Consider the following 15,864-nt stretch of genomic DNA (forward strand, 5'->3'; position numbering starts at 1 on the left):
TCGCTATGACAGACGATCGAGACTCCCAACAATGGCAAGAATTACTAGCCGATTATGTGCTAGGAGATGTGACTTCAGCGGAAGCCGAGACAGTCCATCGCTTATCGATTGCTCATCCAGAGATACAAGCAGAAATCGACCGTTTACAAGAAGCATTAGCACTAGTTTCTTTGTCTTTACCTCAATCTTCCCCACCACCAGATTTGGGTGAAAAAATTTTCCAGCTAGCTCAAGTCACCCCTACTAATTCAATTGTTGAACTTCCCAAGCGAAAAGTGAAATTAAGAGTATTGGCTCTGATTTCGGCTGCTATTTCGCTGATTCTAGGGCTAGGTTTGTCTAATTATCATTTGCATCAAGAAGTAGGAATGCTTCAAGCAAATTTAGCCCAGCATCAACAACAAGTTGCTGCTTTACCAGCATCTAAAAATCGGTTATTTTCCCTTCAAGGAACCGATCGATCTCCTACGGCAACAGGTGTAGTTTTAATTCTGCCAAATACTCAAAAAGCTGTGATAACTCTGCAAAACTTAACTTCGTTGCCAAGAGATAAAGTATATCGCTTGTGGGCTGTCGTCAATGGGAAAAAAGTGGACTGTGGGCAATTTAATGCCAACGATAAAGGTCAAGTTTTAATGCAAATGCCGCTGGATCGAAATATTCATAATATCTCAACAGTATTAGTTACTATTGAGCCTGCATCTGCCGTTTCTCAGCCGACAGGTGCAACGGTGATGACGGGAACAATCTGATGCCAATAAAAATGCTTTCAATCATGGAGTGATAATATTTAGTGGTGCGATCGATATTCATAATATGGCGATCTCGATCGAGAATGTAGACATAATCCAATTTAGCATTTCCCACTACCAAATTATTCAGGGTGGTGTCGATCGATCTGTCCAAAAACAAGTTCTGAGGATGAGGATCAGATTGCTGATATAGCAAGGCTTTATACTCAAGGGTAAGATCTAGAAGTGTTTGAAAGCTCTAATGGGAAAATTACGGACAGCTAGAGATCGATCTTGGCATTCGTAGCGTCCTAACTGTCGTTTTATTTAAAGGCGATCGACAACAACTAAAAAATCGTGGTAAGCTAAATTTATTGATTCTAAGTTCCGATCGAGTCAGTTAAAAGTCCTCAACCGTTAAATATGTCACCGCTCCGTAGTGCTTTAAAATCTGGTTTCAAGCCATCTTGTCCACCCTAATCGGTGGCAAATCTCTTCGCATGGATGCTTAAAACAGAATAGCAGAGTGCGCTGCGGCGATCTCTGGCGCAGTAGGTACATATTTAAACAACATATCACCGCAACTGAACCTCGCAGATCTAGCGATGGTTAGCTTGTTGGTGTCATCGGAGCTAAATTGAATTGAATATTAAAACACTAAAACGCGAATGGTTCTCGAACGTTCGTGGGGATTTATTAGCCGGAACGGTGGTTGCACTGGCATTAATTCCTGAAGCGATCGCTTTTTCGATTATCGCCGGAGTCGATCCCAAAGTGGGACTCTATGCCTCGTTTATTATTGCAATAATCACCGCTTTTTTGGGTGGAAGACCAGCCTCGATTTCGGCAGCAACGGGAGCGATGGCGTTGCTGATGATTGAATTAGTTAAGCAACATGGGTTGCAGTACCTGTTTGCGGCGACCTGTTTGACAGGAATTTTCCAAGTCTTATTTGGTGTATTAAAACTGGGTCGTCAGATGACATACGTCCCTAGAGCCGTGATGTTAGGCTACATCAATGCTTTAGCGGTGTTGATTTTTTTGGCTCAACTGCCACAATTAACTGGCAAGCCGCCAATGGTATATATCCTCACCGCCCTATCGCTGGCAATTATTTACATCTTGCCGCGTTTTACCAAGGTTGTCCCTGCGCCCTTAGTTGCTTTAGCGGTGATGACCTTAGCTGCAATCGCGTTGAAATTGGATGTACCCAGGGTTGGGGATATGGGCGCACTCCCCACCGCACCGCCGTTATTTGCGCTCCCGCAAGTGCCTTGGACATGGGAGACATTCCAAATTATTTTGCCATATTCACTCACCTTAGCAATCGTCGGTTTATTGGCTTCGTTTCTGACGGCATCCTTGGTAGATGAACTCACCGATACCCCCAGTGATAAAAACCAAGAAGCCAAAGGTCAAGGAATCGCAAATATTATCGCCGCTTTTTTTGGTGGAATGGCGGGCTGTGGGATGATTGGGCAGTCGGTAATTAATGTTCAATCAGGCGGGCGAGGTCGGTTATCGACTCTATGGTCTGGGGTATTTCTGCTGTTTGCAATTTTGGTGATGCAGGATTGGGTCAGGCAAATGCCGATGGCTGTGTTGGTCGCTATTATGATTATGGTGTCGATTGGGACATTTCGCTGGTCATCTTTTCGCCAGATCCGGAAGATTCCTACCAGTGAAACTATCGTCATGTTAGCTACAATGTTCGTGACAATTTTTACGCGCAATTTTGCTCTGGGTGTAGCGACGGGGATTGTGTTGAGTACGGTGTTCTTTAGTCGAAAAATCGCTAAGTTAGTGCTGGTCGATCGAGAACTAAGTGATGATGGCAATCATCATATTTATAAAGTCAGCGGACAAATTTTCTTTTTATCGAAAGAAGAATTATTAGGATCTTTTGATTTTGGATCGGTAGTCGATCGGGTGACGATCGATCTAACGAATGCTTATTTGTGGGATCAGGGCGCGGTAGAAATTCTCGATCGCATTGTGCTGAAGTTTCGCCGGAATGGTGCAGAGGTGAAATTGGTAGGGCTAAATGCTGCTAGTGCCACATTAGTGGAAAATCTGGGTGTTAACCAGCAATAGGTACAAGGGAAAATTTGATAGCTTAATCACCAAAAATATTGACTATGAAACGACTTTTATTATGTACAGATGGCTCGGTCTTTGCTCACAGCAGTTATCAATATGCGGCATGGTTGGCAAATCGATTGACAGCAACAGTAGACGTTCTTTATGTCACTGACGAACGCAGTCAAGCGATGATGGAAGCCAGCAACTTTAGCGGTAGTATCGGCATAGATGCGTCAGATGTACTGCTGAATCAATTGGTGGAATTAGAACATCAAAAAGCTAAATTAAACAATCAACGGGCAAAAGAGATCCTGCAAACTGCCCAGCAAGTACTAACTAGTCAAGGCGTAGAAACGGTCAATCTCCGTCATGAAACGGGTTCTTTAGTCGATCGATTTGATGAATTTGAAGCTCAAGCAAATTTAATTATCTTAGGCAAACGCGGGGAAGCAGCAGGGCTAGCATCTGGACATTTGGGTGCAAATCTAGAGCGGATTATTCGGGCTAGTCATAAACCTTGTCTAGTTACCTCTTCCCAATTTAAACCAATCCAGCGGTTGTTACTTGCCTATGATGGCAGTCTAAGCTGTAAAAAAATACTGGACTTTTTGGTAAATTCATCTGCTTTTGCCGGATTGGATCTATACATTGTCACGGTTGCTAAACATGCCGAGGATGAAACAGCGATCTCGCGGATTAACGAAGCCAAGCAACAAGCGCGGCTGGGTGGGTTTGAGCCTGTTTGTTGTCTCGTCGAAGGTTATCCAGAACAGGCAATTGCTGAGTATGCCGAAGAAAGCAACATCGATTTACTGTTGATGGGTGCCTACGGACACAATCGCATCCGTCATCTGGTAATTGGTAGCACAACTGCTCAGATTCTGCGTAGCAGTCATATTCCGGTGTTGTTGTATAGATAGCATAACTAAAAAGCAAACGGCTAAATTCTGGACTTGGCGAATCGAGAATAGAAGTCCAGTTTCTAAGCATTCTTAGCATAGTCCAGTCTGTTGAAACAGACTGGTAATTTATATCAAAAGGATAGTCTCAGGCATTGCCAATTTAACTCATGAGTTGTCATTTTAGTCAACCATCTATTCCCATTTTCTGTTTTTATGAATCTAATCAATAACATTCACTTTCGCAATTGGCAGGGCGATCTGTTTGGTGGCGTGGTTGCGGCGATCGTTGCCCTACCGCTGGCTCTAGCCTTTGGCGTTGCTTCTGGTGCCGGGGCGATCGCCGGACTATATGGGGCGATTATCGTTGGCTTTTTTGCCGCTCTATTTGGCGGTACTCCCGCTCAAGTTTCTGGCCCCACAGGGCCAATGACGGTGGTAGTAACAACTGTCATCGCTACCTTTGTGGCGCGTTATCCTGACACGGGATTAGCAATGGCTTTTACCGTTGTGATGCTGGGCGGACTATTGCAAATCTTATTTGGTGTGATGCGTCTGGGTCAGTATATTACTCTGATGCCTTACACGGTGATTTCTGGCTTTATGTCGGGGATTGGGGTAATTATCATTTTGCTGCAATTACCACCCCTGTTGGGATATGCCGGATCGGGTGGTGTGATTGGCACACTCCAACAATTGCCAACCTATTTGAGTCAGCCAAATTATATCGCACTGGGTTTAGGACTGCTGACGTTAGCGATCGTCTTTGGGACACCGAAGAGATTAAATCAGATTTTGCCCGCCCCACTGCTGGGTTTAGCGATCGTCACAATTTTATCGGTGGTAGTGTTTGGCGATGCAAAACTGACTCGAATTGGGGTAATTCCTCAAGGATTGCCCTCCTTACGGCTACCCACTTTCAACTTGGTAGAATTAGCCGATATGTTGCGCTATGGGCTGATGTTGGGGGTGCTGGGATCGATCGATTCCCTGCTCACTTCCTTAGTTGCCGATAGCATTTCCCGCACTCAGCATGATTCCGATCGAGAGTTAATCGGACAGGGAATCGGGAACATGGTATCGGGTTTATTTGGCGGCTTACCTGGTGCAGGCGCGACGATGCGAACAGTAGTCAACGTCCAAGCTGGCGGTAAAACACCGCTATCTGGCATCATTCACGCTCTAGCCCTGGTGCTGGTGTTATTTTGGGCGGGGCCATTAACAGCGCAGATTCCCAATGCGGTGCTAGCGGGATTACTGTTAAAAGTAGGAATTGATATCTTAGATTGGGGCTTTATCCGTCGTGCGCCCCGCCTGTCGATTAGGGGTACCGGATTGATGTATCTGGTGCTATTTTTGACCGTATTTGTAGACTTAATTACAGCGGTATTAGTAGGTGCCTTTATTGCCAATGTGTTGACGATTAAACGCTTGACTGATGTGCAAAATGATAATATTCGAGCTATTTTCGATCCCACAGATCATCATAGTCTCAGCCCAGTTGAAAAAGAAATATTAACGCGATCGGCTGGTGAGATTTTACTATTTCAATTGGGTGGGCCGATGAGTTTTGGCGCGGCGAAAAGTATTACTCAGCGGATGGCGATTATCAAAGACTATCGCGTATTAGTACTGGATTTGAGCGAAGTTCCCACCCTTGGTGTTTCGGCGGCACTGGCGATCGAATCGATCGTTAAAGATTCAATCGATCGTCATCGCCATGTCTGGATTGTGGCAAGATCCGAACAAGTACAAAATCGGCTCAAAAAGCTAGATTTAGATCGATTCTCTAGTCAACCAAAGATATTCAAGGGAAAACCTATAATTGTCACATCTCAACTTCACCAACTAGGCGATCGTCTTCAGGCATTACAATCTGCGTTAGCTCTAATTCAACATAGAAGTGAATAACCTGGTTTAGAAAAAAGCTACCAATTATTTAGGAGGAGATGTGATGCAAACAATCGCTCGATTAACTCGCTGGTTTGCCAAGAATTTGGGGGTAGATACCATTCGCAAAGAACGGGTCTATTTAGACCTCGCGCAGTCCTTAACCCTAACTGATGCCAGTTATTGGATACAGGTACTATTTGCTGCTGGAATCGCCACTCTGGGCTTGGTTTTGAATAGTCCAGCCGTGATTATTGGTGCGATGCTGATTTCACCGTTGATGGGCAGTATTTTGGCAAATGGGCTAGCATTAGCTACTGGAGATGTTATCTTAGCCATCCGAGCTATTTTCAACTTAATCTTGAGTTGTGGACTGGCGATCGCCTTTGCATTTTTAGTGGTGCTGATCCTGCCAGCGAAGGAAATGACTAGCGAAATTCTGGCGAGAACTCAGCCCAATTTGCTGGATTTGGTTATCGCCTTATTTTCTGGAGCAGTGGGAACCTGAGTTCGATGAGGCGTAGCCTCATCAAACTCAGATAGGACAACATGTCCAGGTTAATCGCAAATTTTATGTGAATTTTGGCATGACAAACTCTACCATTAAGATGATTAATAGTTAAAAATATTGAGTTAAGTCAGAAAATGAATAATTAGCTAAATCGGCACAATGCTAAAGAAATCCTGAGCATATTCATCTAGCTTCAAACTTGGCTTTTTAGGCTGATGAGTGTAAGCAATTAACGCTGTAATTAGATTGAGAATAAAATTATGCAAGCTTCGATGGCGAGAATGAACTAAATAAGAAATATTTTTTAACTGGTCATTTACCGTTTCAATCAGTGAGCGTTTTCGCAATCCAATTTTGTCATCCATCAAGATGAGTTTATTTTTCATGTTGGATTTTAGTGGCGTAATTAGCTGCAATCCTTTATTCAATAATTCTTCAAATAGTTCTTTCTTAATATATCCTTTGTCTCCAAACATTTTCCCTGATATTCCCCGTGACATTGATGGCAAATGTGTACGGTCATCGACATTGCCAGGTGTAATTTTACAGCTTAATATCTCTCCGCAATCATTAATAATCAAATGAAGCTTGAATCCAAAGTACCATCCCATAGAACTTTTACTCAGCTTGGCAGTTTCTTTGAAAACCTTATTTCTTTTAATTCTTTTTGGATGACAAACTGGAATAGCCGTGCTATCTACGAAACTAATTCCAGTCACTTTGCCTTGCCGAGAGTTGAGATAATAAAGACAAGCTGTTAAAACATTTGGCATCAACTCCACCATTCTATTGTAACTAACCAATTTCGGAAAATAGCTGGTTAAGTTTTGACAAACACTTTTGAGATAATAATCTTTAAATGTTCGATAGCTTGACTGATGGAAATGAATAGAAATAGTCATGACCTCGCTCAGTGATAGGCAGCAGTATTTTGGCAAATTATTACCATTCGCGGGGAACGATATTGATGAAAAAGTTGCCAGCCAATCCTGGCAGAAATCATCTATTTCACAAAATAGTTCGGTTAAGTCCATCATCTAATTCTGGTTTTCTAATACATATATTAATTTAACCAGAATTAGAGACGATACATCAGGTTTGCAATGCTATTTGTACCTTCACTTGTCGATCGAGCTTCAAAAGTTTTAATAACTTATTAATTATTAATTATTTGTAATCATTGATGAACGTTTGACTCCCAAGTCATTATCAATAACTAAAGCTTATTGATAATGACTTGGGAAATATCTCATTTTAACAATTGATGTTTATGACTGAAGCACAGTCAGCGACTTGATTTGATGATGAGGCTATGCCTCATCGAACTCAGGTTGGGAGCGGTGGCTATCTGTAAAGAGGCTAAAGGAATTGTGACTTCTGTGCCAGGAGTTTCTATTGCCGTAGCCCTGATGCCACCTTTATGCGTGGTTGGTTATGGGATCGGGACGGCATTTACGTTTAATGCTGAGACTGGATTTACAGTGGCACGAGGCGGCGGACTGCTGTTTTTTACCAACTTGGTTGCGATTACCTTTATGGCGATGCTCGTGTTTTTAACCCTAAATATCGATGCAGATCCCGTGCGAGATCGAGTACGGACATGGCGGGAGGAGGATCGCGAGAGTATTTGGGTACAGTCATTACTAAATAAAATACCTGCATCTGGGCGACTGAAGCGCATTGGTGGTTTACCCAGTCGTCTATTACTAATTGTGATGACTATTTTGGTAATTTCGGTTCCTCTCAACCAATCTTATAGTCAGCTTCGGAGTGAGATTAGTTATAAGCAGCAACAGAATCGACTCCGCAGTGCCGCCACAGAGATCTGGCAGAAAAACTTTGCTGGATTTGCCGATGGCAAAGCGCGATCTTATATCAGTCAACTCTCATTTCAAGAACGCGAACGTAAACTAGTTACTCAACTTCAGGTAGTTACTAGCAAGGTTTATACTGAAGCCGAACGATCGCAATATCAGCAACTGCTATCGGTGAAGCTGTTACGACCGTTGGATTCAATCGCGCTCAATTTGATTCAGATTCCTACGGCTTCTGGCGATCTGTTGCAAAAATTGTCAGAAGCAACTAAACCAGCACCACCGCCGACAACAGCCCAGTTGCAATCCAGTTTTTTGGAAAGTGCCAAGCTAGCGATCGAATCCTTGCTATTACCTCCTCCCGCTCGATTGGTGAGTTATGCGGCGAGTACCAGCCCAGTAGCACCGTTGAAGATCCAGATTATTTACTTGAGCGAACGAGATATCGATCGCGATGGACGAGCCGTACTCGTCGAAGATATCCGCAGGCAATTAGAATATCCGACAGCCGAGGTTACTTTCGAGCGGCTGGCACCCATTACGGAAACAGTCACCTTTGACTTGGATCGATCTGAAATTCCACCCAGCCAAACGAAAATACTCGATCGTATCGGTCGAGTGGTACGAGAAAATCCGACATTGCAAATCGAGCTACAATCGGGGCAAACACCATCGGAAATTGGCACACTTGCCCAGGATCGATCGCTGGCGATCCAAAGTTATCTGCAAACCCAATGGCAAATTCAACCCCTTGCTGTAGCTGCTCAAAACGAGCGTCGCTATGCGATCGAAGCTAAGACAGCAACAACTCCCACTGTCCAACTGAAGACAATTATAAAACTACCGGAAGACACCCCAAAATCCTCTTCTGTTAGCGCGATCGAAGATAAATAAAGTTTCTACAAGTCGCAGCATATATTAGCAATTTAGAATCATAATAATGATAAATACAAGCTTACCAAAAGTAGCAATCGAGGAAAATTTAGAGCAATTTTTATTAGTGCTGTTAGTTGCTTTGAGTGTGGCAATCTTGCCCCAAATTATAAGCTGGTTTCGCCGCATTCCTTATACGCTGCTATTGGTAATTGTGGGATTGGGACTAGCCTTGGCCGATATTAGATTAGTCCAACTTTCACCTGAATTAATTTTACTGATTTTTCTACCGCCGCTACTGTTTGAAGCTGCTTGGAACTTGAAATGGTCGATGCTAAAACAGGATTTAATGCCGATCTGTCTTTATGCGATCTTGGGGACGGTTATTGCAATTGCAGGCGTAGCGATCGGTCTACATCAACTAGCTGGTCTGTCTGTGACGATGGCATTGCTGATTGGGGCGAGTCTGGCAGCGACAGATCCAGTTTCAGTGACGGCTCTATTTCGGGAGTTGGGTGTCGATAAGCGGCTGACTACATTGATGGAAGGTGAAAGTTTATTTAACGACGGGATGGCAGTTGTTGCCTTTGGCTTGGTGGTGGCGTTCTCCCAAGGCACCGCCAATTTAGCGATTGGGGCAATTATAACCCAGTTGGTGATGGTGGTAGGAATTGGGCTGGTTACTGGGGCACTAGTTGGGTTTGGCATCTCTTATCTGACCCAACGGTTCGATTTACCATTGGTAGAGCAATCATTAACCCTAGTTGCAGCCTATGGTAGCTATTTAATCGCTGAAAAATTCGGCGGATCGGGTGTGATGGGGGTCGTCACGACGGGGCTAATTCTGGGTAATTTTGGCTCTCGGATCGGCATGAATCCCCGCACTCGCGTTATCGTCAGTGAGTTTTGGGAATTTTTAAGCTTTTTTGTCAATTCGATTGTCTTCTTGCTCATCGGCGATCGGATTCGCTTTGCAGTTTTGGCTGAAAACTGGGTAGCGATCGGGGTGACAATTACCGCGATGATTTTAGCACGGGCGATCTCGATCTACGGACTCGGCAGCCTGAGTAACCGTCTGGCTGGTGCCGAAATTTCCATCCCAGAACGGACGGTGCTATGGTGGGGAGGATTGCGGGGTGCCGTATCGATCGCTTTGGCGTTGAGCGTACCGGAAAATATTCCAGGGCGAGATCCGATCGTGGCAACCGTTCTCGGTGCAGTGATATTTACGCTCCTCGTCCAAGGCTTGACCGTTCAGCCCCTCCTTTCCCGACTAGATTTGCTCGGCAACCAGCCGATGCGTCAGCATTATCTAGAGATTGTCGCCCGTCAGACTGCCTTCAATCGGGTGCTAGAACACTTAGGCGAAATAGATCGACATCCTGGAGTCGAACCCGATTTTTATCAATATCAAGTATCGCTGGCTCAGGGAGAGCTAACTCGTTTGCAAACAGAATTAGACGATCTCCAAAATGATTACCCCGACCTCCAAACAATTATCACCGAACAGTTGCGAGATGAGTTGCTAGCGATTGAGGCGGATACTTATGCCCAACTCGTGCAAGCGGGTCGATTAGATCGAGAACTATCGCTGTTGATGCAAGTAGAGAAAACAGCCTAGTGCAGAGCCAACAAATCCGAAACCATCACGATCCCTAACAGCCAAATTATGCGAAATCGCCTCTCCCAATTACTTTCACGCCCCAAACGACTAGCTGCCATTGAAGCTTGTGCGATCGGGTTAGTCGCGGGATTAGCGGCAATGGCGTTGGGCGAAAGCGTCAGCCTATTGGGGGGATGGCGACAGCAATCAGCCCGTCTGGTTCCTGCGTATGTAGCCCTACCGACGATCGGCTTAATTGCTGGAGTAATAGCTGGATGGTTGGCGGGATATGTTGCCCCTGGCTCTAGTGGCAGCGGTATGTCGGAGGTAAAGGCAGTATTGGCACGGGTGCCGATGCCAATGACGCTAAGGTTGGCGGCAGTGAAATGGCTCAGTGCTACATTGATCTTGGCAGCAGGATTCCCACTCGGACGGGAAGGCCCCACAGTCCAAATTGGTGCGGCTTTAGCCAATCAACTCAGCCATTGGTTTCCGACTTCCCCCGAACGGCGACGGCAACTGATTGCAGCGGGAGCAGGAGCGGGAGTTGCAGCAGCATTTAATGCGCCGATCGCCGGAGTCTTATTTGTCGTTGAAGAATTGCTCCAAGATGTGACGGGGATTACCTTGGGTACGGCCATCTTAGCCTCTTTTGTCGCCTCAGCCGTTGCCAGGATCGGTGGTTCTCGGAGTTGGAATCTGAATTTTGAAGCGCACCTGAGTAATACCATCCACAATAGTTTTTCGGTGCCAGAGATTCCTTTGTACTTACTACTGGGAATTTTGGCTGGTGGCTTGGGAGTCTTATTTAATCGAGGCATACTGCTAAGTCTGGGATTTTATCGGCGGTTTTTTAATGTGGCTTTGCCGTGGCGAGTGGGGATGGCGGGACTGGTAACGGGAATTGCGCTAGCGACTCTACCGATCGTGTTTCGAGATAATGCTGGGTTGAGACATCTATTGCTCAGTGGTGAGGCAGACTGGCAGTTAGTGGCGATCGTCTTTTGTGTCAAGTTTGGGTTGATTATCTTGGTAACTGGCTCTGGGGCACCAGGTGGACTATTAATTCCCTCTATGACCTTGGGGTCTGCGCTGGGGTATTTGGTGGGTACTTTAGGTCACTACGTACTGTTGACGGGATCGCCAAGTACTTATGCTTATGTGGGGATGGCAGCTTTTTTCTGTGCCGTCTCGCGGGTGCCAATTACGGCAGTAATTCTGGTGTTCGAGATGACCAGTGATTTTAATCTGGTGTTGCCATTAATGATTGGGGTCGTCACCGCGAATCTGGTGGCGGAAAAGCTGGAAACGGGATCGCTATACGATCTATTGCTCGAAGCTAATGGCATTCATCTATCAGAACTGACTCGATCTCCAGAACCCTGGGCGGAATTAAAGGCGACGCAGGTAATGCAACCGAGAGTGGAAACTATTGCCAGCGATCTGAGTCTGGATGATGCGTTACAGGTATTTTCGCAATCTTCCCACCGCACCTTCCCCGTGATGGCAGAGGGTAGATTAGTAGGCATCCTGTCACAGAAAGACGTGGTAAATCGGTTGCGACAAGGAACGAACGAACACCTGTTAGTTGCAGATGTGATGACTCCCTCACCTGTGACCGCAATTCCCGAAGATACACTGGCGCATATCCTGCACCTACTCGATCGATACCATCTCCGCAGTTTACCGATTGTCGATGGTCGCAAATTGGTCGGCATTATCACTCGCAGCGATATTATTTGGATCGAAGCCGCATATCTCAATGGCAAGGAAAATCCGATTGGGGCGAAAACCGCTACATCTCACATTATCTATCAAACTCGTGCGCCAGAAATTGGCAAGGGACGATTGCTCGTGTTGCTGAGTAATCCTAAAACCGCCAAAATGCTGATGGAGATGGCAGTGGCAATTGCTCGCGATCGACATTACGAAGTCGAAGTACTACACATAATTGTCGTTCCCCCGCATAAATCACTAGTCGAAGTTCCCGTGCGGACAGTCCTGGGCGAAAAACTGCTCCGACAGGCAAGAAATCTCGGACTGGTATGGCAGGTTCCCGTCCACACCCAAATTCGGGTCGCCCACGACCTCTGTGCCGCCGTGCTCCAGACGATCGAGTCCCAGCATATCAATCTGGCACTAATGGGTTGGAGAGGCAGTAATCGAGTGCCCACAGAATGGATTTTTAGTCGGTTGGTCGATCCCGTGATTCAACAGGCAACTTGCGAGTTGATACTGGTCAAATGTAACGGTCAGACTCAATTCGATCGCTGGCTGGTGCCGATGGCGGGTGGGCCGAATGTTAAACTGGCGATCGAACTTCTCCCCGCACTGACTAGCTTGAGCCACAAGCCGCTAGTCCGGCTCTGTCAGGTCTTCGATCCTGCGGATCGGGCACCAGATCTGACCACACTCGATCGAGCGGCTGATTTTCTCGATCCATATCTGCATGATGCGATTAGCACAGTCCCGCTCTATAATAGTTCCATTGCAGAAGCGGTACTAAATTACGCTCGACAGGATGACAGCGATGCGATCGTCTTAGGAGCAAGTCGTGCCGGAATATTACAGCAAGTGGTCAATGGCAACATTCCCGCTGCTATTTCCCAAAATAGCGATCGCGGAGCGTCGCCTCTGGCGAATCACACGGTAATTGTCATCAGATCGGCAATTTCCAAATGAAACTGAGAATGTCGAATGTTCGCATGGCGATCGACAACAACTAAAAATCATGGCAATCTAAATTTATTGAGTATAAGTTCCGATCGAGTAATTTAAAAGTCCTCAAAATTATTTACAGTATTGCAAAAGATTGATTACAAATAATTCAGCATTGTCTTGTTTAAGTGTATTATGTTGATAAATATTGATTTAAAGTCAGTTTTTCTCATCTAATCATAGTTTACATGAGGCATCATCAACATGGATACTGTTTCTGTTATTTGGGCGAATGCTGCTTTGGAGGCAATTCGTAACTTAGGCAAACCTGATAAGTTATCCGAACGTGCTCGGATTGGTCCGCCAATGGTGGCAAGATCGCTCGCAATTTTACATACTGCAATTTTTGATGCTTGGGCAGTTTATGACTCGAACGCGATTGGAACTCGACTTCGCCTGCCACGGCAACTTGTAACTGCCGAAGAAGTCAAAAAACAGGCAATGAGTCAGGCGGCTTATCGTGTTTTGAAAGATCAGTTTCCAACTGAAGTTACTGTTTTTGATACAGCAATGTCTTTGTTAGGTTTTAGTCCATCTATCAGCGAAGATCCTGCCATGCCCGAAGGCATTGGTAACTTAGCAGCAAAGGCAATATTAGACTATCGACATTGGGATGGTGCCAACCAGTGTGGTGAATTGAGCGTGACTGGTAAAGCATATGCAGATTATACAAACTATATCCCATCTAATCTACCAGTTCTCGCTACAGAAGCCTCACCTGTAGCCAATACTCCCCATCCCGATCTCTGGCAACCTTTAAGTTACCTCGATCCCAGTGGTAAATTGCAAATTCCTACATTTATTGCACCTCACTGGGAAAAAGTGACTCCATTTGCGCTGACTTCGGCGAGTCAATTTCGTCCGTCATCGCCACAACCGATTACTTCACAAGCATTCTTGGATCAAGCAAAATATGTAACCAAAGTTCAGAAACATCTTACTACTAAGCAAAAAGTAATTGCTGAATATTGGGCAGATGGGCCTAAAACAGAGCTTCCGCCTGGACACTGGGAGCTATTTGCAATGTTTGTTTCACAACGTGATAGCCACTCGCTTGATGCTGATGCAAAGATGTTTTTTGCATTAGCAAATGCCATTCATGATGCCGCGATTGCCACCTGGGAGGCAAAACGCTACTATGACTACACTCGACCCATAACCGCAATTCGTCATCTCTTGCGGGGGAAAACTATTGAAGGCTGGGATGGAAATAGCATCACCTCTATTCAGGGAGAAGAATGGCGACCTTATCAAGTCTCGACATTTCCCACTCCCCCTTTCCCAGAGTTCACTTCTGGGCACAGTGCCTTTTCAATGGCAGGTGCAGAAGCCCTGAAGCGTTTCACGGGTAGCGATCGTTTTGGAGCTTCATACGAACAGCCTGAACCATTGAGGGTCGAGCCTGGACTAGCTGAAGCCGTAGGAACCGTGTTGCAATGGGAAACTTTTACTGCTGCTGCTCAAGAAGCTGGCGAATCGCGCTTGTATGGTGGCATTCATTTCTATGAGGGAAATGTTGCGGGATTGGCACTCGGTCGTAAGGTGGGTGCTCAAGCCTTCGACCGAGCAAGAGAACACTGGGAGGGAACACTTTAGTTGAAACAATAGCATCGATCGATATTCGTTTTGGCTAATTGAAGTTTATTCAGATCGGCAATTTCCAAATGAAATTAGTACTACAATTACGCATATTTTAGCGATCGCATCGCCACGTTTGGATTATTGCTTCATCTGTACGGGTGAAGTCTGTCGCCACAGATCGACTTCACCAAGTAGAACAAGGAATAGCGATCGAATCCCTTCAGACAGCGTTCCTTCGATTCCCGCTCTTCGAGCATAGTCTGCTTTATATTCATCAGTCATTGATTGTTGTCTACTTCTTGCCTGAAGCCATCCTTGTTGTTGGCATCAGACCAGAAGGTGTTCAAACACTAGCCGCTCTCCTTGTCCTTCAATTAACCGAGTGCGGAATAAGCAATGTTTCGCCACCAGTCTTCAAATAGATCTGATTTTAAATCTTCGTCATTTTTAAAGATTTGGGCTGTGACCATTTTGATAGCGTGACGAACTCATTCGCCATTAGCCGCAATTTCATCCCGTTGCTGCTCGATTTGTTGTTGGCGAAGTTGTTCGAGTAGAATATCCCGATCTTCATCAATGGGAAGACTCGCGTTGGCGCAGCCTAGCCTCTGGCTAATCGCTTGAATGATTTCTCAATAAGTCATCATGTTTTAATACCTCCAAAGACCACTCTCGATTAACTTTTAGCTCCTTTAATTATACTACATACTCTCCTCCGGTAAGTATTATCTGAAGGCTGATACTGTCAGTCTAAATTTACCGATGGCCATCGACCTCTAGGATCTTCGCGATCGGGAAGCAGCAGAACAAATCAAACCAAGCGATCGGTTTAAATTGGATAGATAGTTTTTTCATACTTGAAAAGTTTATTGCCTTGGTATTTAGTGTATAGATCTCTGTTTGAATAGACTTGACAAACCAGTTAAAACGGTCTAAAAGTAAGACAAGCCCATAAAATAGCCCATGTAGTTATTTTTAATGGCTGTAAGCCTTACGATTAAAGGCTTATGCCTCACCTGATACTTCATTGGTAATGAAGAGGTCATGAGTTCAAGCCTCATTGAGGGCTTCGGGTTATAACATAAGCAGAGTAAGGCTTTCAACAGACAAATCGATGTCATGAGAGCCGATTTTTGCTGTCTGTGTACGGGAAAATATGTGC

At 45.2% G+C, this 15,864-nt stretch carries 10 protein-coding genes and 1 pseudogene; 9 read left to right on the top strand and 2 right to left on the bottom strand.

Going from position 1 to position 15,864, the window contains the following annotated elements; all coding sequences use genetic code 11:
• The first annotated feature begins 5 nt into the window (after nt 1–5).
• The 5 genes and pseudogenes from ACEW9I_RS00210 to ACEW9I_RS00230 form a co-directional block, all read left to right on the top strand.
• Nucleotides 6–752, top strand: coding sequence for an anti-sigma factor domain-containing protein (locus ACEW9I_RS00210; protein ID WP_373538364.1), 747 nt, complete (start codon nt 6–8; stop codon nt 750–752).
• Between the two features lie 615 nt (nt 753–1,367).
• Complete coding sequence (locus ACEW9I_RS00215) at nt 1,368–2,825, top strand: SulP family inorganic anion transporter (RefSeq protein WP_373538374.1); 1,458 nt, start codon at nt 1,368–1,370, stop codon at nt 2,823–2,825.
• Between the two features lie 44 nt (nt 2,826–2,869).
• Complete coding sequence (locus ACEW9I_RS00220; protein WP_373538365.1) at nt 2,870–3,733, top strand: universal stress protein; 864 nt, start codon at nt 2,870–2,872, stop codon at nt 3,731–3,733.
• 195 nt (nt 3,734–3,928) lie between these two features.
• Nucleotides 3,929–5,623, top strand: coding sequence for a SulP family inorganic anion transporter (locus ACEW9I_RS00225; RefSeq protein WP_373538366.1), 1,695 nt, complete (start codon nt 3,929–3,931; stop codon nt 5,621–5,623).
• Between the two features lie 43 nt (nt 5,624–5,666).
• Nucleotides 5,667–6,107: pseudogene (locus tag ACEW9I_RS00230) on the top strand (DUF389 domain-containing protein); the annotation flags it as partial.
• A 152-nt stretch (nt 6,108–6,259) separates the two neighbouring features.
• On the opposite strand, the gene ACEW9I_RS00235 reads toward ACEW9I_RS00230, so the two are convergent.
• Complete coding sequence (locus tag ACEW9I_RS00235) at nt 6,260–7,147, bottom strand: IS982 family transposase (protein WP_373538375.1); 888 nt, start codon at nt 7,145–7,147, stop codon at nt 6,260–6,262.
• Nucleotides 7,148–7,414: 267 nt separating this feature from the next.
• On the opposite strand from ACEW9I_RS00235, the gene ACEW9I_RS00240 reads away from it, so the two are divergent.
• The 4 genes from ACEW9I_RS00240 (at nt 7,415) to ACEW9I_RS00255 (ending at nt 14,717) form a co-directional block, all read left to right on the top strand.
• Complete coding sequence (locus tag ACEW9I_RS00240; protein WP_373538367.1) at nt 7,415–8,821, top strand: DUF389 domain-containing protein; 1,407 nt, start codon at nt 7,415–7,417, stop codon at nt 8,819–8,821.
• 46 nt (nt 8,822–8,867) lie between these two features.
• Complete coding sequence (locus tag ACEW9I_RS00245; RefSeq protein ID WP_373538368.1) at nt 8,868–10,421, top strand: cation:proton antiporter; 1,554 nt, start codon at nt 8,868–8,870, stop codon at nt 10,419–10,421.
• Nucleotides 10,422–10,469: 48 nt separating this feature from the next.
• Nucleotides 10,470–13,085 (top strand): chloride channel protein, encoded by a 2,616-nt coding sequence (locus tag ACEW9I_RS00250; RefSeq protein ID WP_373538369.1) that lies wholly within the window; start codon nt 10,470–10,472, stop codon nt 13,083–13,085.
• 240 nt (nt 13,086–13,325) lie between these two features.
• Entirely contained in the window at nt 13,326–14,717 is a 1,392-nt protein-coding gene (locus tag ACEW9I_RS00255; RefSeq protein WP_373538370.1) for a DUF6851 domain-containing protein, read from the top strand.
• Between the two features lie 123 nt (nt 14,718–14,840).
• Here ACEW9I_RS00255 and ACEW9I_RS00260 read toward each other — a convergent pair whose 3' ends face one another.
• Entirely contained in the window at nt 14,841–14,984 is a 144-nt protein-coding gene (locus ACEW9I_RS00260; RefSeq protein ID WP_373538371.1) for a hypothetical protein, read from the bottom strand.
• Nucleotides 14,985–15,864 lie beyond the last annotated feature (880 nt).

Source organism: Chamaesiphon sp. (genome assembly GCF_041738855.1).
In the GTDB taxonomy this organism is placed as follows: Bacteria; Cyanobacteriota; Cyanobacteriia; order Cyanobacteriales; family Chamaesiphonaceae; genus Chamaesiphon.